Below are 18,426 nucleotides of genomic sequence, written 5' to 3'. Positions count from 1 at the left end.
GGCGAATCCTCGGAGGTGGGGGAAGCGGGTCTAGAGTAACGCAACGCGAAGCGAAATTCGCCTTTCGAAGCAGTCCAATGCCAATTTCGGGTGGTTGGCGGCCATTCGTCCGCCTCGCCACGCTGCACGGGGGAATCTGACGCTGGCCAGACAAAGCGCCCGCTGGCGCCCCTCCGAATTGCTGCTGCCGACGCCGGCCGGGCTCTATTGCCCGCCCGCCGACATCCATATCGACCCCGTTCGCCCGGTGGCACGGGCGCTGATCACCCATGGCCATTCCGACCATGCCCGCGCCGGCCATGGTGCCGTGCTGGCGACGCGCGAGACGTTGGCGATCATGGCGCTACGCTACGGCGAAGGCTTTACGGGCTCGCAACAGGTTGCAGTGCCCGGCGAGGCAATCCGCATCGGCGAGGTCGAATTCACCTTCGTGCCGGCGGGCCATGTGCTTGGCTCCGCCCAGATCGTGGTCGAGAGCCGCGGCCTGCGGATCGTCGCTTCAGGCGACTACAAGCGCGAGCGCGACCCGACCTGCGCCGGGTTCGAGCCCATGCCTTGCGACATCTTCATCACCGAGGCGACCTTCGGCCTGCCGGTCTTCCGCCACCCATCGGCGGCGGGGGAGGTGGCCAAGCTGCTTGAATCCGTCAGGCTCTTCCCGGAGCGCACGCATATCGTCGGCGCCTATTCACTGGGCAAGGCGCAGCGCGTCATGGCCCTGATCCGCGAGGCCGGCTACAACAGGCCGATCTATATCCATGGCGCGGTCGAGAAGATCACCGCCTTCTACGAAGCCGAGGGCATTCCGCTCGGTGAGATCAGGCTGGTCGCCGAGACCGATCGCAAGACGCTGGGCGGCGAGATCGTCATCTGCCCGCCGAGCGCGGCGCAGGATCTGTGGGCGCGCCGCTTTCCCGATCCGGTCACGGCCTTCGCCTCGGGTTGGATGCGGATCAGGGCGCGGGCGCGCCAGAAGGGCGTCGAACTGCCGCTCGTTATCTCGGATCATGCCGATTGGGACGACCTGCTCGCGACGATCAAGGAGGTTCAGGCGGGCGAGATCTGGGTCACCCATGGCGAGGCCGATGCGCTCGTCCATTGGTGCGGCACGGCGGGCTTGAAGGCCAGGCCGCTGCATCTCGTCGGCTATGGCGACGAGGGCGAGGCCGATCCGGTTGAGGAGGCTGCCGATGCGGCGGCCGTCTAGGTTCCGATCAGCGCGAGGCGGCGACGACCGGGCGCGATGGCGCGGCCATGCCGACCATGGCGTTGGCCATGTCGCGGGCGAGGCAGTCATAGCCCGCATCGCTCATGTGGAAACCGTCGGTCCAGAGCGCGGCCTTGAAGGCTTCGGCATCGCTGCGGTGCCATTCGCGCATCGCGTCATAGCGGCCGAAGACCGGAACGGCCTCGCGCCGGGCGACGTCGCCGACGGCCTCGACATATCGGCCGTAGCGCTGTGGATCGCGCACCGAGGGGAAATACTGCGGGTCGAGGATGGCGAGCGCCGGGCCGGCTTCGCGGACGAGCGAGATGCCTTCGCCCACCATCGCCTTGAAGGCGTCGAGATCGCCGCCCTTGACTGCATCATTGGTGCCGACCTGCCAGATCACGAGATCATAGGAACGCGCGGCAAGCGCGGTCTTCAGGCGGGCAAGTGTCTGCGGAGCGGTCTCGCCGCCGATGCCGGCATTGACGATCTCGACCTGGGACTTGGGCCACGCCTTGCCGAGCAGCGCCTGGAGGCGGGCGGGATAGGTCCTGTCCTTGGCGCTGGCGCCGATCCCTTCGGTCGAGGACGAGCCGATGGCGAGGATGGCGAGCGGCTGGCCCTGCGAGACCTTGGCGGAGAGCGGCGCGAGCGCGGCGTTCGAGCGCACGATCGGCGTCTCGCGGCAGGAGAAGCTCGCCGCCTGCGCGGGGGCTCCGACCGAAAGCGTTGCAGCGATGGCAGGCAAGGCAAAGGCAAGAAACCGCATCGCTGCGCGCATCGGCGTGGCTCTCCCAGCTACTCCGCTGCCGTTAAGGTTTCCTTCATGAACGGTATCTGAACGATGCGCTGTAACACGCATGAAGGAACTCGGTGTGGCGCGGGAGCGACAGCATGAACCGCTTCGCCTGGCTGCTCGATCGCCTGGCCTATGAGCCGCGCCGCAACGCCAAGATCGCGCTGATCGCCGATTACTTGCGCACCACGCCCGATCCCGATCGCGGCTATGCGCTGGCGGCGATGACGGGCGGACTGGTCTTCCGCAATGCCAAGGCCGGATTGATCCGCGCGCTGATCGCCGAGCGCACCGACCCCGTGCTCTTCGCGCTGTCCTATGACTATGTCGGCGATCTCTCGGAGACGGTCGCGCTGATGTGGCCGGCCCGACATGGCGCCAACGCAGTGCCGCATCTGCCGGAGGTGGTCGAAAGCCTGCGCGAGGCCGGCAAGACCGACCTGCCGCGCCTCGTTGCCGGCTGGCTCGATGCGCTCGACGAGACCGGCCGCTGGGCCCTGCTCAAGCTCATTACCGGGGCCTTGCGCATCGGCGTCTCGGCCCGGCTCGCCAAGACGGCCGCCGCCAGCCTAGGTGGCGTGCCGCCGGACGAGGTCGAACAGGTCTGGCACGGGCTGGAGCCACCCTATGCCGAGCTCTTCGCCTGGCTGGAGGGCAGGGGCGCGCGGCCCGAGGCGCGCGATCCCGCGCCTTTCCGCCCGGTCATGCTCTCGCACCCGATCGAGGACGGCGATTTCGACAAGCTCGACCCGGCCGAATTTTCCGCCGAGTGGAAATGGGACGGCATCCGGGTCCAGGCCGTCAGCGGCCGCAAGGCCGACGGCATGCGCGTGACCCGCCTCTATTCCCGCACCGGCGAGGACATCGCCGCTGCCTTCCCCGACCTCGTCGAGGAATTGACGGTGGACGGCGCACTCGACGGCGAATTGCTGGTGATGCGCGAGAGCGCCGTGCAGAGCTTCAACACGCTCCAGCAAAGGCTCAACCGCAAGACCGTCACCGCCAAGATGCTGGGCGAATTCCCCGCCCATATCCGCGTCTATGACCTGCTCGTCGATGGCGAGGAAGATATCCGGCATCTGCCGCTGGAGGACCGGCGCCAGCGTTTGGAGGCCTTCCTGTCGCGCCTCGCCAGCATCCGCTTCGATCTCTCGCCGGTCATCCCCTTCGCCTCCTGGGAGAAACTGACGGCCGCCCGTGCCGATCCGGCTGGTGCGGGGGCAGGCGCCGATGCGGAAGCGGTCGAAGGCTGCATGATCAAGCGCCGCGATTCGCCCTATCTGCCTGGCCGCCCCAAGGGCTATTGGTGGAAATGGAAGCGCGATGCCCGGCTCGTCGACTGTGTGCTGATGTATGCCCAGCGCGGCCACGGCAAGCGCTCCTCGTTCTATTCGGACTACACCTTCGGTGTCTGGCGCGTCGGCGAGGATGGCGGGGAGGAACTCGTGCCGGTCGGCAAGGCCTATTTCGGCTTCACCGACGAGGAGCTGATCGAGATCGACAAATATGTCCGCAAGAACACGCTGAACCGTTTCGGCCCGGTGCGCGAGGTCACGCATGACGCGCAGTCGGGCCTCGTCTTCGAGGTCGCCTTCGAAGGTTTGCAGCGTTCGACCCGGCATAAATCCGGCCTCGCCATGCGTTTTCCCCGGATCAACCGCATCCGCTGGGACAAGCCACCTGGTGAAGCCGACCATATCGAGGTGCTCGAAGCGCTGTTGCCGACCAATGGTTGAGCCGGAATGGGTTGCAGCCTTGCGCTTGCGGTGCTTGTGATGCGCGGCCGGCCTGGGGCAAAATGCCCGGGTCGGACGAATGCATCGGCCCGAAGCGGATAACGCGGTTTCGGGCGGGGGACGGTGCAGGCTTTAAGGAGTGGGGCGATGAGCAAGCAGCCTTCGACGCGGATCGTCATCGCGGACGATCATCCGCTGTTTCGCGGCGCGCTCCGCCAGGCCGTGTCGAGCGCCATCGGCGGTGCCGAGGTCAGTGAAGTCGGCTCGCTCGAGGCCCTGACCGAGGCACTGGCCAGCGGCGGTGATGCCGATCTCGTCCTGCTCGATCTGACCATGCCGGGTGTTCAGGGCTTTTCCGGCCTGCTCTTCCTGCGGGCGGACCATCCGGAGATCCCGGTCATCGTCGTCTCCGCCAATGACGACCCGGCGGTGATTCGCCGCTGCATCGAGTTTGGCGCGCTCGGCTTCCTGCCCAAGACCGCGGACGTCGCGCAAATGGGCGAGGCGATCCGCGCCGTGCTCGACGGCGGGGTCTGGACCCCGCCGGGCGTCGATCTCTCCGCCCCGGTCGATGCCGAGATCGCCGACATGGTCCGCCGCATGTCGACACTGACGCCGCAGCAGGTGCGCGTGCTGATGATGCTGTCGGAAGGGCTCCTCAACAAGCAGATCGCCTATGAGCTCGGCGTCTCCGAGGCGACGGTGAAGGCCCATGTCTCGGCGATCCTGACCAAGCTCGATGTCGACAGCCGCACGCAGGCCGTGATCGCAGCCTCGAAGATCGCCGGCACCGCCTGGGCGACGGCGGGCGCCAGCGCGACAGCTTGAAGCCATCCGTTCAGGCGCCATTCAAGCGCGGCGGGTTTCAGGTTAAGACAGCGCGGAAGCGCCCCGGAACGGCTTGGGGCGCAACGGGATGACGATGGCTTCCATGGAACGGTTTCTCGGCGGCTCGCCCCTCAGTGTCCTCGTCCGCCTGATCTTCATTTCGCTGCTGGTCGGCGCGGCGATGGCCTTCCTCGGCCTGTCCCCGCAGAATCTCTACGAAGCGGCCGCACGCTTCCTCCGCTCGATCACCGGGCTCGGCTTCGGCGCGGTGCGCGAGGTCGCGCAGTGGCTGATCGCCGGCGCCCTGATCGTCGTGCCGCTCTGGCTGCTGATGCGGCTCTTCGCGGCGCGGAAGTAAGGCTTACAGCCCTTCGCCCCGGGCGATCGCCGCGGCGTCGCGCCCGATCAAAGCGGTCAGCCGCGTCAACCCGGCGCGGCGCGCCTGGGCGGCGAGCCCTGCCTTGATCTCTTTGGCGAGGCCCGGTCCCTTGAACACCATCGCCGAATAGAACTGCACCAGCGTAGCCCCAGCCCGGATCTTGGCGAAGGCGGTCTCGGCCGAATCGACGCCGCCGACGCCGATCAGCGGGAACTGCCCTTCGACGCGCAGGAAGGCTTCGGCCAGGATGCGGGTCGAGGCGGTGAAGAGCGGCTTGCCGGAGAGCCCGCCCGTCTCGGCCTTGCTGGTGCTGCGCAGGGTCAGCGGGCGCGTGACCGTGGTGTTCGAGACGATCAGACCATCGATGCTGCGCTTGCGTGCGACCGCGATCATGCCGTCGAGCTCTGGCAGGGTCAGGTCCGGCGCGACCTTGACGAGGACCGGCGTGCGCCTGCCGCCGGTTGTCGCCTCGTCCCGCGCGGCGAGCGTGCGCGCCACGAGGTCGTCGAGTGCGCTTTCCGCCTGCAGGTCGCGCAGGCCCGGCGTGTTCGGCGAGGAGACGTTGATGGTCAGGAAATCGGCATGTGGTGCTAGCCGGCGCGCCAGCGTGGCATAGTCGGCGGCTCGGTCGGCAGAATCCTTGTTGGCCCCGAGATTGACGCCGACGAGCCCGCCGCGTCCCCGCCGGGCTTCGAGCCGCTTCGCGACGACCTCCATGCCCTCGCTGTTGAGGCCGTAGCGGTTGATCACGGCCTCGTCCTCGAGCAGCCGGAAGACGCGCGGGCGCGGATTGCCGGGCTGCGGCAGCGGCGTCACGCCGCCGATCTCGACGAAGCCGAAGCCGAGGCCCAGTGCACCATCGACCGCTTCCGCATGCTTGTCGAAGCCGGCGGCGAGGCCGACCGGATTGGGGAAGGAGAGCCCGAAGGCCTCGGTCGCGAGCACGGGGTCGTCGGCACCTGGCCTCAGGGCAGGCGCCGCGGCCAGTGCCGCGACGGTCAGGCGATGGGCCGTCTCCGCATCCATGCGGTGGATCAGCGGCCGGGCGAGGTTGAACAGGCCGCCGATCATGCGAGCGTCTCCGGAATGGCGTGGCTGCCGTCGCGTGTCAGCGGCATGGGAGCGACCCAGTGAACCGCCTTCGGATCGAGCGGGGCGTAGAGATGCGGAAAGAGCGCCCCGCCGCGCGAGGGCTCGTAGCGCAGGGCCGGGCCGAGGCGCCCGTCGTCGACGGCGATGAGCAGGAGGCCGTCCTGCCCGGCAAAATGCTTCGCTGCGGTCTCGGCGACCTGGGCACCCGTGGAGAAATGGATGTAGCCGTCGGCGAGGTCGACCGGAGCGCCGTCGAAGCGGCCCTTGGCTTCCGCCTCGGACCAGAGCGCGGCAGGGCATATCTTGTAGATCAGGGGCACCGGAGGTCTCGCGCGCGCATGTCGGGCACCGGCTTAAACGCTGGCAGGAGGATTCCGCAAGTCGCTGTCGGATTGCGGCGAGATTCGGATTGAAATCTTATCTGATAGGGGATATTTCCTATCTTCAATCCCCGCCGAACGGCAAGAGCGCAGCGAGGCCCTCAGCGATGCTGTCACATGACCAGATCTGGGGGGCGATCGACACGCTGGCCCAGCGTTACGGCTTCACCGCCTCGGGGCTGGCGCGCAAGGCCGGGCTCGACGCCACCACCTTCAACCGCTCCAAGCGCGTCGCCCCCGACGGGCGCGAGCGCTGGCCCTCGACCGAATCGATCTCCAAGATCCTGGCCGCGACCGGCGCCTCCTTCGACGAGTTCATGAGCGTGGTGCTACGCCGCGATCCCGCGCCTGCCCGGACGATCCCGCTGATCGGTTTCGCCCAGGCGGGCTCGGGCGGCTTCTTCGACGATGGCGGTTTTCCGGTCGGCACGGGCTGGGAGGAGGTCGCCTTTCCCGGCGTCGCCGACGAGAAGGCCTATGCGCTGGAAATCTCCGGTGATTCGATGCTGCCGCTCTACCGCGACGGCGACACCATCATCGTCTCGCCGACCGCGACGGTCCGGCGCGGCGATCGGGTCGTGGTCAAGACGGTGGAGGGCGAGGTGCTGGCCAAGCAGCTCAGGCGCCAGACCGCCAAGACGATCGAGCTCGCCTCGCTCAACCCGGAGCATGCCGACCGCGTGCTGAACCTCGCCGAGATCGCCTTCATGGCGCGGGTGATCTGGGCGAGCCAGTAGGCGCAGATGATCCGTCAGTGCCCGTTTGCGCGGCGGGCCGGCAGCATCACCGCGAAGACCGCGCCGGCATCGGATGGCTCGAGCGCGATCGTGCCGCCATGGAGCCGGACCAGCTCGGCCGCGACCGCAAGGCCGAGGCCGGTCCCGCCGGGTGTCACCGAGCCCCGGAAGGCCTGGAACAGGTTGGCTCGCGCCCGCTCCGGCACGCCGGGGCCGTTGTCGATGATGCGCAAAGCCACCGAGCCGTTCTCCGGCCCGCCCGTCACCGTCAGCACCGGCAGGTCGCCGGGCTCCGCCCCGGCCCGCGTCAGCGCCTGGACCGAGTTGCGCATCAGGTTCGTCAACACGCGCGCCATCTGGTCGGGATCGCAGGGCGCCGACAGTTCGGGCGGAACCCGGTTCTCGAAGCGTGGCTGCTTGCCGTCGCCGAGGCCGAGCATTTCCGCCTGCTCGGCGACGAGCTGCCGCAACGGGACATCGCGGATCGCAGGCGTGGCCTCGGCCGCGCGGCCATAGGCGAGGGTGGCCTGGCAGAAGTCGATGGCGCGCCCCAGCGTCGCGATCAGGCGCGGTGCGAAGCGGCGGATCTTGGCGTCGCGGGTCTCGATCAGCTGGTCGGACATCAACTGCGCCGCCGCCAGCATGTTGCGCAGGTCGTGATTGATCTTCGAGACGGCAAGGCCGAGCTCGGCGAGGTGCTTCTTGGTGCGCAACTCGTCGGCGAGCGTCGCTTCCATGCGGGCGAGCGCGCGTTCCGCCTCGCCGATCTCGTCGGCGCGCAGGGAGGGCTCGATGATCCGCCGCGGGTTCTCGGGATCGGCCTCGAACTCCATGACATTGGCCGCCAGATGCCGGATCGGTCCGATGATCAGCGCATTGAGCGCGATATAGACGGCCAGCGCCGTCAGGCCGGTGATCAGCAGCGAGATCAGCAGCAGGCTCCACGAGAATTTCAGCATCGCCCGGCGCAGCGGCGCCTCGTCGATGACGATCTCGACGAAATCGGCGCCGCCGACGGCTTCGCCGACCACGCGGATCGGCATGGTCGCGGGTGCGACGAGGACGGCGAGCGCCTCCTTGATCGCATTCATCCAGTCGAGGCTGCGCAGGTCGATCGAGCGCGAGACCTCCGGCGGGGGCATCGAGTCGAGGCTGAGCAGCCGGCGTGCGCCGCCGACGCGGGCCGCGATCGCGCGGGCTCCGACGCCCATCAGCAGGCGGTTCTCGCTGCCCTCGGGCAGGCCGTCCTCCGGGGCGCCTTCCAGCACCAGCGCCGCGACCTGGGCGGCGGCGATCCGGTCATGCAGCCAGTTGCGGCGGAAATTCGCGATGGAGGGCAGATAGATCAGCACCTCCGCCAGCATGACGAAGAGCACGGTGACGAGCAGCAGCTTGGCCGAAAGGCCGAGGCGCGTGAGGCCGCGCGGCTGGCTGACCGACAGGGTTGGCTTGGGCGCATGCATCGTCAGCGATCTTAGCCGAAACGCCTGAGAAAGCCGATCAGGCGGCGCAAGGCCGGCCGCGTGGTCAGTGTCGCATGGAACGACAGCGCGGCGCGCCGAGAGGCGTCCGCGCGGGCGAAGGCGGGCAGAGGCATGCCGGCGAGCTCGCTGACGCCGAGCCCGGCCCGCATTGCGATGCACCAAGGGGCGATCAATTCCCCCGCATCGTCCCCGACGATGGTGGCGCCGAGGATGCGGCCCTTGCGGTCGACGACCGCCTTGACGAAACCGTCCGTCTCACCGGCAGCCTGTGCGGCCGCATTCTCGGAGAACGGCCAGCGCAGTACCCGGATCGCTCCGGCCCTGGCAAGGGCTTCAGCCTCCGTCAGACCGATCGCGGCGATCTGGGGCCGGCTCCAGACGACGCGCGGCTCGCTCGCCGGATCGATCTTCACCGGCTGGCGAAACAGGATGCTGCGCAGCACGAGTCCGACATGGTCGTCGCCGGCCCGGTCGGGCGAGGCGGCCGCTGCGCCACCTGCACAGGCCCCCATGGCATGGACGCGGCGATTGCTCGTCCGCAGGCTCCGGTCGACGCTGATACCGGATGCATCGTGACGAATCCCGGCGAGATCGAGGTCGAGGCTGCCGATCGCGGGGCGGCGCTGGCCGCAGACGAGAAGATGCGAGCCTTCGATCGTGGTTTCGCCCGAGGGCGTCGCGAGGACGAGGCGAAGCCCCGAGCGGCTGCGTTCCACCCGCAGCGGCTCACAGCCTTCATGGAGATCCAGCCCCTCGCGCAGCAGCCGGCGCCGCAGGATCATTGCAGCTTCTTCATCGCGATCTGCGAGCAGCCCGTCCGGAGCGACGAGGTTTGCGAGGCAGCCGAGGCGGCGCAGGGCCTGGGCCAGGGCGACGCCCGCGTCGCCGATCACGATCGGCCGTTCGGGCAATCGGGTCAGGCCGGCGAGATCGGACTCATAGAGAACAGGGACGGAATCGAGCCTCGGCATCGCCGGCGACACAACATGCGCGCCGGTGGCGATCACGAAGCGGCGCGCCTTGATCGGGCGGCCATCGACGGTGACCGTGCTGCGGCTGGTGAAATGGGCCTCGCCCCGGATGACGGTGATGCCCAGCGCAGCCAGGCGCTCGGCTGAATGATTGGCGCGGTCGGCGGACAGGGCACGCTGGATATGGTCGTGGATCTGGGCCGGGTTCGGCTGCGGCTCGGCCGCCGCGAGGCCGAGGCGCGCCGCATCGCGCAGCGCCTGTGCCCGGGCGGAGATCGCGATAAGGGCTTGAGTTGCGAGCGGTCCCCGGTCTCCGCCGATGGCGTTGCGCTCGACCAGGACGACCGGGGCGCCGAAAGTCGCGGCGGCGATCGCGAGCGCAATGCCGTTCGCGCCCGCGCCGATGACGCAGATATCGGGTGTCAACGCGGCTGGTTTCGCCGCCTTGGCCGTGCCGTCGCTCACCGGGTGTCCCGTTTTGCTCGCTTGTCCAATCGCTGATGCGTTGCCGGGCCGGCGGAATCAAGGCCGCTGCGCAGGCGCTTCGGAAAAAGAACGCTGCTTGCCCGTTCAGGCCACGCTGCGGCTGCCGTTCCTGGCCTTGATACCGGCGAGCGGCTCGGGGCGGCCGAACAGGAAACCCTGGGCGCGATGGGCGCCGAGGAGCTGGACGGCAATACGCTGCTGCTCGGTCTCGATGCCCTCGACGACGACGTTCATCTGCAGGCGGCGCGCCAGTTGGCAGACCGCCTCGATGACAGCCTTGGAGGCCTCGTTGGTGTGGACCTCGCGCGTGAAGCTCTGGTCGATCTTCACCTGCGCGAACGGGTAGGTCGAGAGATAGGCGAGCGAGGAATAGCCGGTTCCGAAATCATCCAGCGCGAAGGTGACGCCCAGGGCCCGCAACTCGTCGAGCACCGAGAGCGCCAGCTTCTCGTCCTCGATCAGCAGCGATTCCGTCACCTCCAGCATCAGGCGACGCGATTCGAGCTGCGAGGCGAGGAGGGCGTCCTTGACCGTCTCGACGATCCGGCGTGGCTCGCGGAACTGCAAGGGCGAGACGTTGACGGAGACGCCGATGCCCGGCTCCCAGCTTGCGGCATCGCGGCAGGCCTGGCGGATCGCCCAGTCGCCCATGCCGGCGATCAGGCCGGATTGCTCGGCGATCGGGATGAACACGCCGGGCGGCACCATGCCGCGGGTCGGGTGGCGCCAGCGCATCAGCGCCTCGCGCGATACGACCTTCTGGGTCTTCAGGTCGATGATCGGCTGGTAATAGAGTTCGAGCGTGCCGTCGGTGCAGGCCTTGCGCAGATCGATCTCGATCTCGTGCCGCTCCATCATCTCCTCGGCCATGGCCGGGTTGAAGAACATCACGGTGTTCCGGCCAGCCGATTTCGCCTTGTAGAGCGCGGTATCGGCATGGCGCAGCAGGTCGGCCGGATTGGCGCCGTCGTGTGGCGCCATCGCGATGCCGATGCTCGCCGTCACGTAGACGGTCTTGCCGTCGACGTCGAAGGCCCGCGCCATCACGTCGATCATGCGCTGGGCGATGGCGGTGACGACGACATGGTCTGCGGAGGGGAGGATCAGCAGGAACTCGTCGCCGCCGAAGCGGGCGAGCTGGTCGTTGCTGCGGATCGCGCTGCGCAGACGGCTCGCGGTCTCCATCAGCACATGGTCGCCGGTATCGTGGCCGAGGCTGTCATTGACCTGCTTGAAGCCGTCCAGGTCGAGATAGAGCAGCGCGAAGGCATCGCCGGTGCGCTCGAGCTTGGCGAAGGCTTCCGCGATCTGCGTGCTGTACTCGAACCGGTTCGCCAGCCCGGTGAGCTCGTCGAAGCGCGCCATCTGCTCGATGCGCGCCTCGGTCGCCTTGCGCTGGGTGGCATCCTCGGTGAGCATCAGGATGCCGCCCTCGGCAGCAGGCGCCAGCGTCACGACCAGTACGAGGCCGCCCCGCGTCACCAGCTCGCGGCTGGTCGCCTGCTGGGTCGCCTGCAGCTCCGTCAGTGCCGCGCGGATGTCCCGCAGCTGGTCCTGGCTGATCACCTGCCGTTCGACCAGGAAGCGCGCGATCGCCGTCAAGGGTGTGCCGGGCAGGGCGAGCGTCTCCGGCAGGCCGTAGAGCGTGCTGTGGGGGGCATTGCTGACCGCGAGCTTGAGGCTGCGGTCGAACATCGCGAGCCCGTCGATCATCGTGTTGAGCGCGGCGTCGAGCGTCAGGTTCTGCGAGTGCAGGGCGGAGGCGAGCGCCTTCGACTGCTTGTTGGCGTCGCTGAGCGCGAGCAGGTTGCGATGCAGCGAGTTGGTGATCGCGATATTGGCCGCCACGTAGAGGAAGGCGAAATAGCCGATATAGCGGTAATAGGGATTATGGGCGCCGATCAGCCCGATCGCCATCGGGATGCAGAAGGTCAGGAGCTGCACCGCGACGAATTTCGGCCGGCCGGCGTTTCGCGCGACATAGCCGGAGGCGAGCGCGATGGTCGAGGCGACCGAGGTGATATGCGCGGCGGCATCGTCGGTCTGGACCAGCGCGACATAGCAGCTGTAGCCGAGGACGGCGCTGAACGCCGTGGCGCCCAGGAAATAGTCGCGGTCCCAGCGGCGGGTCTCGACATAGCTGTCCTGCGCATGGTTGCGCCGGCGATAGGCGATCACCGTCATGATGCGTAGGATGACGATCAGCGTCACCAGCACGGTGAGGACCATGAAGATGTCCATGTCGGTGGACACCCAGCACAGGAACGGCGTCAGGATGCCGGCGATGCCGCCGGGGACGATCGACGCCGGCGACGAGAACAGCGAGCTGACCAGCAGCGTATAGCCGGTCAGGTCGATGGTCTCGCCCTGCTCGCGCTCGCCAGCTGTCATCAGTCGCTTGAGCGCGCCTGCCATCTACTCCTGCCTTTGCCGCCCCCGCGCATCACGACGCGCGAAGCTCGCACGTCGCGCATTGTGCCGAAGGGTTGTACGAGAGCAGAGGTAAATGCTTCGTGTGGTTTTCCGGGGGCCGTTCCCCCGAAAATCTGGCGGGACCGATACGCGCCTTCGGTCAGACCGGGGCGAGGTGGCGCTGATAGACGCGGGCCAGCATCCGGTCCTGTGTCTGCGCGATGCGTTGCAGCTTCGAGATCGCGCTCGGGCTGAGGCGCAGCATGCAATTCGTCCAGATCTCGCCGAGATGGCCGAGTTCTTCGCGCAGGTCGCCATGGCGACGGTTGAAGGCCGAGAACAGCGCGGTCTTGGCGGCGTGGATCGGCAGCGAGTCGGCGCAGTATTTGCGGATCCAGTCCTCGCCCGTGCCGGTCGGGACCACCGCCTCAAGGCCGCCGGCCGCCATGAACTCCTGCGCGCTCATCTCCTCGCCGGAGAGCAACATCTGCTCGGCGGCGCGCTGGCCCATGCGTCGCGACAGGATCGCCACCGCCGTGATCGGGAAATGGTTGAACTTGATCTCCGGGTAGACGAACGAGGCCTGTTCCTCGGCGATCATGACGTTGCACGAGCGCGGCGCGTCGATGCCGCCGCCGATCGCCTTGGCGTGGATCGTCGAGAGCGTCACCACGAGGCCGTTGAGGCCGCCTGAGTTCCAGATCGCACCTTCCGCCGAGAGCCGGGCGTATTCCGCCAGCGCGGCGCGGTCGTTCTTGGCCAGGCAGTCCAGGTAGAAATCGAGATCGCCGCCGAGCGTGAAGAACGGCCCCGTGCCGCGGAAGGCGAGGAAGCGCACCGGCGCGCGGTGATACTGGTCGGGGGCGCCCCATAGCGCGACGATCGCGCTCTGAATCTTCACCAGGCTGTCGAGCAGTTGCAGCGTGAAGACCGGCTTCAGCTCCGGCCGGATCGTGACCCAGAGCGTCTTGATGTCCGGCTCGTAGGCGATCTCCACCTCCGGCAGGAAGCCTGCCTTGTAGCGGATCGCATCGATGACTTCGCAACTCTCGAGCAGGGTCGGCGCAAGGCTTCCTGCTCTGACCTTCAAGGACTGCAACATGAAGCTACCCCACAAACTCCTTGATGCCCGCAGCGTAAACGAGCTTAACGAAGTGTAAACGAAATCCGGCGGAAATGGTTAATAGCATTAAGCTTTTTTCGATGACGCTGCGTCACGCGATGCGTTCTGAGACGCTCGGACGCCAACCTGGCAAGAGCCGCGCCGCCGTGATGCGAACGATGATTGCGTGGAGAGGCCCGAAGCTGGAAACAAATGAGTCGTGCCGCGGCCTGCGGGAGAAGGATCGTTTCCGGGCGGGAAAACCGGATCGGAGCTGGCTCGCTCCGGCACGATGCTGGCCCGTCATGGGGCAGGGCGGGCGGCGATCGACGGCCTTGTCCACCGGCGGCTGTGGGTCTAACGATACCGCCGCGAATTCGCCGCGTTCCCGCGTTCAAACATCTTTTGCCGAGCTGATGCCGTGACCCGCCAGACAGCCGAGGACGAGAAGCAGGCGCGCCTTGCTGCCGCGCTCCGCGAGAACCTGAAGCGCCGCAAGGCCCAGGCTCGCGCTCGCCGTTCGGACGAAGCGCAAGCGCGTGAGCCGGCCCCGCCCTCTCAGGCCGATTCCTCCCGGACCTGAACTCCCTTATTCTCCCATGCGCCGCCGGCCCTGTGCCCGGCCGGCCGAGCAGGACCCGACGATGGACAAGATCCGCATCACCGGCGGCCAGCGCCTCAATGGCGCCATCCCGATTTCCGGCGCGAAGAACGCCGCCTTGCCGCTGATGATCGCCAGCCTGCTGACGGACGAGACGCTGACGCTGACCAATGTGCCGCGCCTCTCGGACGTGACGGCGCTCTCGCGCATCCTGTCGAACCAGGGCGTCGACCGCACCGTTGCCGGCAAGCGCATCGGCCAGTCCGCAGAGACCGGCCAGACCATCTCGCTGACCGCCCGCCAGATCGTCGACACCTGCGCGCCCTATGAGCTGGTCTCGACCATGCGGGCGAGCTTCTGGGTGATCGCGCCGATCCTGGCCCGGATGGGCGAGGCCAAGGTCTCGCTGCCGGGCGGCTGCGCCATCGGCACGCGCCCGGTCGATCTGCTGCTCATGGCGCTGGAGAAGCTCGGCGCCGAGATCGTCATCGAGAACGGCTATGCGCTGGCGCGCGCGCCGAAGGGTCTGAAGGGCGGCGAGATCGTCTTCCCGAAGGTGACGGTCGGCGGCACCCATACCGCGCTGATGGCCGCGGTACTCGCCCAGGGCACCACGGTGATCGAGAACGCCGCCTGCGAGCCGGAGGTCACCGACCTCGCCGCTTGCCTCGTCAAGATGGGCGCCAAGATCGAGGGCGTGGGCACCTCGCGCATCGTGGTCACCGGCGTGGCGCGCCTCGGCGGCGCGCATCATGCCGTGCTGCCTGATCGCATCGAGGCCGGCACCTATGCGATGGCCGTGGCGATGACCGGCGGAGACGTCGTCCTCGAAGGCGCCCGGCCGGAGCTGCTGCAATCGGCGCTCGATGTGCTGGGTCAGGCCGGGGTGGATATCGACTCGACCAACGAGGGCATCCGCGTGCGCCGCAACGGCCACGGCATCACGGCTGTCGATATCGACACCGATCCCTTCCCGGGTTTCCCGACCGATCTCCAGGCGCAGTTCATGGCGCTGATGACCAAGGCCAAGGGCACCTCGCGCATCCGCGAAACCATCTTCGAAAACCGCTTCATGCATGTGCAGGAGCTCGCCCGCCTCGGCGCGAAGATCCGGCTGGACGGCGATGTCGCCCATGTCGAAGGCGTCGAGAAGCTGACGGGTGCGCCGGTGATGGCGACGGACCTGCGTGCCTCGGTCTCGCTGGTCATCGGCGGGCTCGCCGCCGAAGGCGACACCACGATCAACCGCGTCTACCATCTCGATCGCGGCTTCGAGGCGCTCGAAGCGAAGCTCAGCCGCTGCGGCGCGCTGGTGGAGCGGATCAGCAGTTGATTCTCGGCTGTTGATTGCGGGACTGTTGATTTTCTCGGGGCGGCTCGTCAGAACAGGACCATGTCAGACGCTGCCGCCGACCCGCTGAAGCTCATTGCGCTCGACGCCGATGATCTCGCGATTGTCTCAGCCCATCTCCAGGATGCGGTGCTGAAGGCGGCCGACCTTGTCTACCTGCCGCGCGAGCAGCGTTTCGCACTCGCGCTGCGCCGCTTCGACTGGGAAGGCGCCCAGCACGGCCAGCGACGGCGGCGCCTGACAGCGCTGCATTTCGATCGCGTCCAGGCCGTGCGCAGCGCCAAGCTCGACAAGAACGATCCGGACAAGGTCCTGAATCTCCTCGCCGTCACCTTCGATCTCGGCGAGGACCCTGCCGGCGAGGTGACGTTGCATTTCTCGGAAGGGGCGGCGATCCGCCTTTCGGTCGAATGCATCGAGGCCCAGATGAAGGATCTCGGCCCGGTCTGGGAAGCCGTGGCGATGCCCGGTCATCCCGACGGCGCCTGAGCTCTCCAGCCCTTTTCGACCAATATCCAAGGACCCAGCGATGCCGATCAGGCTCGACGACAGGGATGCCGGCTTCGCCGCGGGCTTCGCGGCGCTGCTCTCCGCCAAGCGGGAGGTCTCGGAGGAGGTCGATCGCGTCGCCGCCGACATCATCGCCGATGTCCGTGAGAAGGGCGATGCGGCGCTGATCGACTATACATCGCGCTTCGACGCGCTCGACTTGACGCCTGAGACGTTGCGCGTCGGCGAGGCCGAGATCGACGCGGCCGTCGCTGCCTGCTCGCCCGAATTGCTGGCGGCGCTGGAGACGGCGCGTGAGCGTATCGAGGCCTATCATCGCCGCCAGAAGCCCGCGGATTCCTGGGTCGAGGATGCAGCCGGCGTCGGGGCCGGCTGGCGCTGGAGCGCGATCGAGGCGGTTGGGCTCTATGTGCCCGGCGGTACGGCGAGCTACCCGTCGTCGGTGCTGATGAACGCCATCCCGGCCAAGGTCGCCGGCGTGCCGCGCATCGTCATGGTCGCGCCGACGCCGCGGGGCGAAACCAATCCGCTCGTGCTCGCCGCTGCCCGGCTCGCCGGCGTCGACGAGGTCTATCGCATCGGCGGTGCGCAGGCCGTCGCGGCGCTCGCCTATGGCACGGCTGCGATCGCGCCGGTCGCCAAGATCGTCGGTCCCGGCAATGCCTATGTCGCTGCCGCCAAGCGCCGCGTCTTCGGCCAGGTCGGCATCGACATGATCGCCGGCCCCTCCGAAGTGCTGGTGATCGCCGATCGCAGCGCCAATCCCGACTGGATCGCCGCCGACCTGCTGGCGCAGGCCGAGCACGACGTCTCCGCCCAGTCGATCCTGATGAGCGACGATGCGGCACTGGCTGCCGAGGTCGAGAAGGCGGTGGCGGCCCAGCTCGCGACGCTGCCGCGAGCGGCGATCGCGGGCAGAAGCTGGCAGGATTTCGGTGCGATCCTGCTCGTCGCCGATCTCGAAGCCGCCGTGCCGCTGGTCGACCGCCTCGCGCCCGAGCATCTCGAGATCATGACGGCCGATCCCGAGCGCCTTGCGGGGCTGATCCGCAATGCCGGCGCGATCTTCCTCGGCGGGCATACGCCGGAAGCGATCGGCGATTATGTCGGCGGCCCCAATCACGTCTTGCCGACCGCGCGTTCGGCCCGTTTCTCGTCCGGGCTCGGCGTCGGCGATTTCATGAAGCGGACCTCACTGCTGAAATGCGGCCCCGCGGGCCTGCGCGTCCTGGCCTCGGCCGCGACGCAATTGGCTGAGGCAGAGGGCTTGCAGGCGCACGGCCGATCCGTGACGATCAGACTGAATATCTGAGCTCCGTCCGACGGGCGGCGCCATGGCCGGAGGAGCGATGCCCGACGTCTCGATTGCCACCAACCAGCGCCTGGTTGGCCTGACCCTCGATGAGACCTCCCTCGGCCGCGGCACGCCTGATCAGGAGCACGAGCGTGCCGTCGCGATCTACGACCTGATCGAGCGCAACAGCTTCGTCGTTCCCGAGCATGACGGCGGGCCGTATCTCGCCCATCTCGCCATGGTCGAGCGGCGTCTCGTCTTCGAGATCAAGGCGGCGGACGGCGCGCCGGTTGTGACGCATCATCTCTCGCTCAGCCCGTTCCGGCGCATCATCAAGGACTACGAGATGGTCTGCGACAGCTATTATGCGGCGATCCGGACCTCGACGCCGGCGCAGATCGAGGCCATCGACATGGGCCGGCGCGGCCTGCACGACGAGGCAGCCGGCATCCTGGCCGAGCGGCTGGCGAACAAGGTCGAGGTCGATTTCGACACGGCGCGCCGCCTCTTCACGCTGATCTACGCCCTGCACTGGAAGGGCTGACGCGCTTGAAGCCCAACGCATTTTCGAGCGAATTGGCCCCCGGCTCGCCTGTCGAAAATGCGCCGAATGCGCGTGACGTTCCGCGCAAGGTACAAAGCGTGCTGTTCATGTGTGCGATGAATGCCGTGCGCTCGCCCATGGCCGAGGCTCTGGCCAAGCACTTCTTCGGCAAGTCGATCTATGTCCAGTCGGCCGGCGCCCGGAAGGGCGAGATCGATGGCTTCGTGTCGACGGTGCTCGACGAGATCGGCATCGATCTCAGCCGCCACAAGCCGAAATCGATCGAAGAGCTGGAGGAATGGGAGGGGCTCAACTTCGACCTGATCATCACGCTCTCGCCGGAAGCGCACCACAAGGCTCTGGACCTGACGCGAACCCATGCCGCCGAGGTGGAATACTGGCCCACCGTCGATCCCACCATTTTCCAGGGCTCGCGCGAGCAGAAGCTCGACGCCTATCGCGATGTCCGGGACGGCCTGATCAAGCGGATCAAGCAGCGCCTCCAGAGTTGAC

Annotated in this window: 18 protein-coding genes; 11 read left to right on the top strand and 7 right to left on the bottom strand. The window is 67.7% G+C overall.

Annotation, left to right across the window (positions count from 1 at the left end; genetic code table 11):
* The first annotated feature begins 178 nt into the window (after window positions 1-178).
* Entirely contained in the window at window positions 179-1,207 is a 1,029-nt protein-coding gene (locus BLQ70_RS05210; RefSeq protein WP_342028476.1) for a ligase-associated DNA damage response exonuclease, read from the top strand.
* Window positions 1,208-1,214: 7 nt separating this feature from the next.
* Here the strand turns inward: BLQ70_RS05210 and BLQ70_RS05205 are convergent, their stop codons facing one another.
* On the bottom strand, window positions 1,215-1,991 hold the full coding sequence (locus tag BLQ70_RS05205; RefSeq protein WP_170843317.1) for an SGNH/GDSL hydrolase family protein: 777 nt from the start codon (window positions 1,989-1,991) through the stop codon (window positions 1,215-1,217).
* A 113-nt stretch (window positions 1,992-2,104) separates the two neighbouring features.
* Here BLQ70_RS05205 and BLQ70_RS05200 point away from each other — a divergent pair, with 113 nt between their 5' ends.
* From BLQ70_RS05200 to BLQ70_RS05190, 3 genes are all read left to right on the top strand, one after another.
* Complete coding sequence (locus tag BLQ70_RS05200) at window positions 2,105-3,742, top strand: cisplatin damage response ATP-dependent DNA ligase (protein ID WP_091856050.1); 1,638 nt, start codon at window positions 2,105-2,107, stop codon at window positions 3,740-3,742.
* A 147-nt stretch (window positions 3,743-3,889) separates the two neighbouring features.
* Entirely contained in the window at window positions 3,890-4,570 is a 681-nt protein-coding gene (locus BLQ70_RS05195) for a response regulator transcription factor (RefSeq protein WP_061965284.1), read from the top strand.
* A 103-nt stretch (window positions 4,571-4,673) separates the two neighbouring features.
* Window positions 4,674-4,928: a DUF6460 domain-containing protein gene (locus tag BLQ70_RS05190; RefSeq protein WP_244492708.1), complete on the top strand. Its 255-nt coding sequence runs from the start codon at window positions 4,674-4,676 to the stop codon at window positions 4,926-4,928.
* Window positions 4,929-4,931: 3 nt separating this feature from the next.
* On the opposite strand, the gene BLQ70_RS05185 is transcribed toward BLQ70_RS05190, so the two are convergent.
* Together BLQ70_RS05185 and BLQ70_RS05180 are read right to left on the bottom strand one after the other, a co-directional pair.
* On the bottom strand, window positions 4,932-6,020 hold the full coding sequence (locus BLQ70_RS05185; protein ID WP_091856049.1) for a quinone-dependent dihydroorotate dehydrogenase: 1,089 nt from the start codon (window positions 6,018-6,020) through the stop codon (window positions 4,932-4,934).
* A complete protein-coding gene (locus BLQ70_RS05180) occupies window positions 6,017-6,361 on the bottom strand; it encodes a DUF952 domain-containing protein (RefSeq protein ID WP_091856048.1) in 345 nt (114 codons plus the stop codon). The genes BLQ70_RS05185 and BLQ70_RS05180 overlap by 4 nt, the downstream gene beginning before the upstream one ends.
* Window positions 6,362-6,528: 167 nt before the next feature.
* On the opposite strand from BLQ70_RS05180, the gene BLQ70_RS05175 reads away from it, so the two are divergent.
* Entirely contained in the window at window positions 6,529-7,158 is a 630-nt protein-coding gene (locus tag BLQ70_RS05175; RefSeq protein WP_061965276.1) for a S24 family peptidase, read from the top strand.
* Window positions 7,159-7,172: 14 nt separating this feature from the next.
* On the opposite strand, the gene BLQ70_RS05170 is transcribed toward BLQ70_RS05175, so the two are convergent.
* From BLQ70_RS05170 to BLQ70_RS05155, 4 genes are all read right to left on the bottom strand, one after another.
* A complete protein-coding gene (locus BLQ70_RS05170) occupies window positions 7,173-8,621 on the bottom strand; it encodes a sensor histidine kinase (protein WP_091856047.1) in 1,449 nt (482 codons plus the stop codon).
* A gap of 11 nt (window positions 8,622-8,632) precedes the next feature.
* Window positions 8,633-10,078 carry a dihydrolipoyl dehydrogenase family protein gene (locus BLQ70_RS05165; RefSeq protein ID WP_091856046.1) on the bottom strand — a complete coding sequence of 482 codons (1,446 nt, stop codon included), beginning with the start codon at window positions 10,076-10,078 and terminating at the stop codon, window positions 8,633-8,635.
* Window positions 10,079-10,183: 105 nt separating this feature from the next.
* Entirely contained in the window at window positions 10,184-12,514 is a 2,331-nt protein-coding gene (locus tag BLQ70_RS05160; protein ID WP_091856045.1) for a putative bifunctional diguanylate cyclase/phosphodiesterase, read from the bottom strand.
* Window positions 12,515-12,671: 157 nt separating this feature from the next.
* On the bottom strand, window positions 12,672-13,613 hold the full coding sequence (locus tag BLQ70_RS05155; RefSeq protein WP_091856044.1) for an enoyl-CoA hydratase-related protein: 942 nt from the start codon (window positions 13,611-13,613) through the stop codon (window positions 12,672-12,674).
* Between the two features lie 421 nt (window positions 13,614-14,034).
* Between BLQ70_RS05155 and BLQ70_RS25560 the strand changes: the two genes are divergently transcribed.
* The 6 genes from BLQ70_RS25560 (at window position 14,035) to BLQ70_RS05130 (ending at window position 18,425) form a co-directional block, all read left to right on the top strand.
* Window positions 14,035-14,196, top strand: a complete 162-nt coding sequence (locus BLQ70_RS25560; RefSeq protein WP_170843316.1) for a hypothetical protein — start codon at window positions 14,035-14,037, stop codon at window positions 14,194-14,196.
* 61 nt (window positions 14,197-14,257) lie between these two features.
* The gene (murA, locus tag BLQ70_RS05150; RefSeq protein ID WP_061965651.1) at window positions 14,258-15,547 is read left to right on the top strand and encodes a UDP-N-acetylglucosamine 1-carboxyvinyltransferase; all 1,290 of its coding nucleotides are present in this window, start codon (window positions 14,258-14,260) and stop codon (window positions 15,545-15,547) included.
* Between the two features lie 60 nt (window positions 15,548-15,607).
* Window positions 15,608-16,054, top strand: coding sequence for a DUF2948 family protein (locus BLQ70_RS05145; RefSeq protein WP_091856043.1), 447 nt, complete (start codon window positions 15,608-15,610; stop codon window positions 16,052-16,054).
* A 40-nt stretch (window positions 16,055-16,094) separates the two neighbouring features.
* A complete protein-coding gene (gene hisD / locus BLQ70_RS05140) occupies window positions 16,095-17,387 on the top strand; it encodes a histidinol dehydrogenase (protein ID WP_091856042.1) in 1,293 nt (430 codons plus the stop codon).
* 37 nt (window positions 17,388-17,424) lie between these two features.
* Window positions 17,425-17,913, top strand: a complete 489-nt coding sequence (locus BLQ70_RS05135; protein ID WP_061965262.1) for a UPF0262 family protein — start codon at window positions 17,425-17,427, stop codon at window positions 17,911-17,913.
* Window positions 17,914-18,020: 107 nt separating this feature from the next.
* Entirely contained in the window at window positions 18,021-18,425 is a 405-nt protein-coding gene (locus BLQ70_RS05130) for an arsenate-mycothiol transferase ArsC (RefSeq protein WP_082617235.1), read from the top strand.
* Window position 18,426 lies beyond the last annotated feature (1 nt).

Source organism: Allobosea robiniae (genome assembly GCF_900102525.1).
Lineage (GTDB): Bacteria > Pseudomonadota > Alphaproteobacteria > Rhizobiales > Beijerinckiaceae > Allobosea > Allobosea robiniae.
The sequence above is the reverse complement of the archived record's forward strand: the minus strand, read 5'-3'. Positions and strand labels throughout refer to the sequence as shown.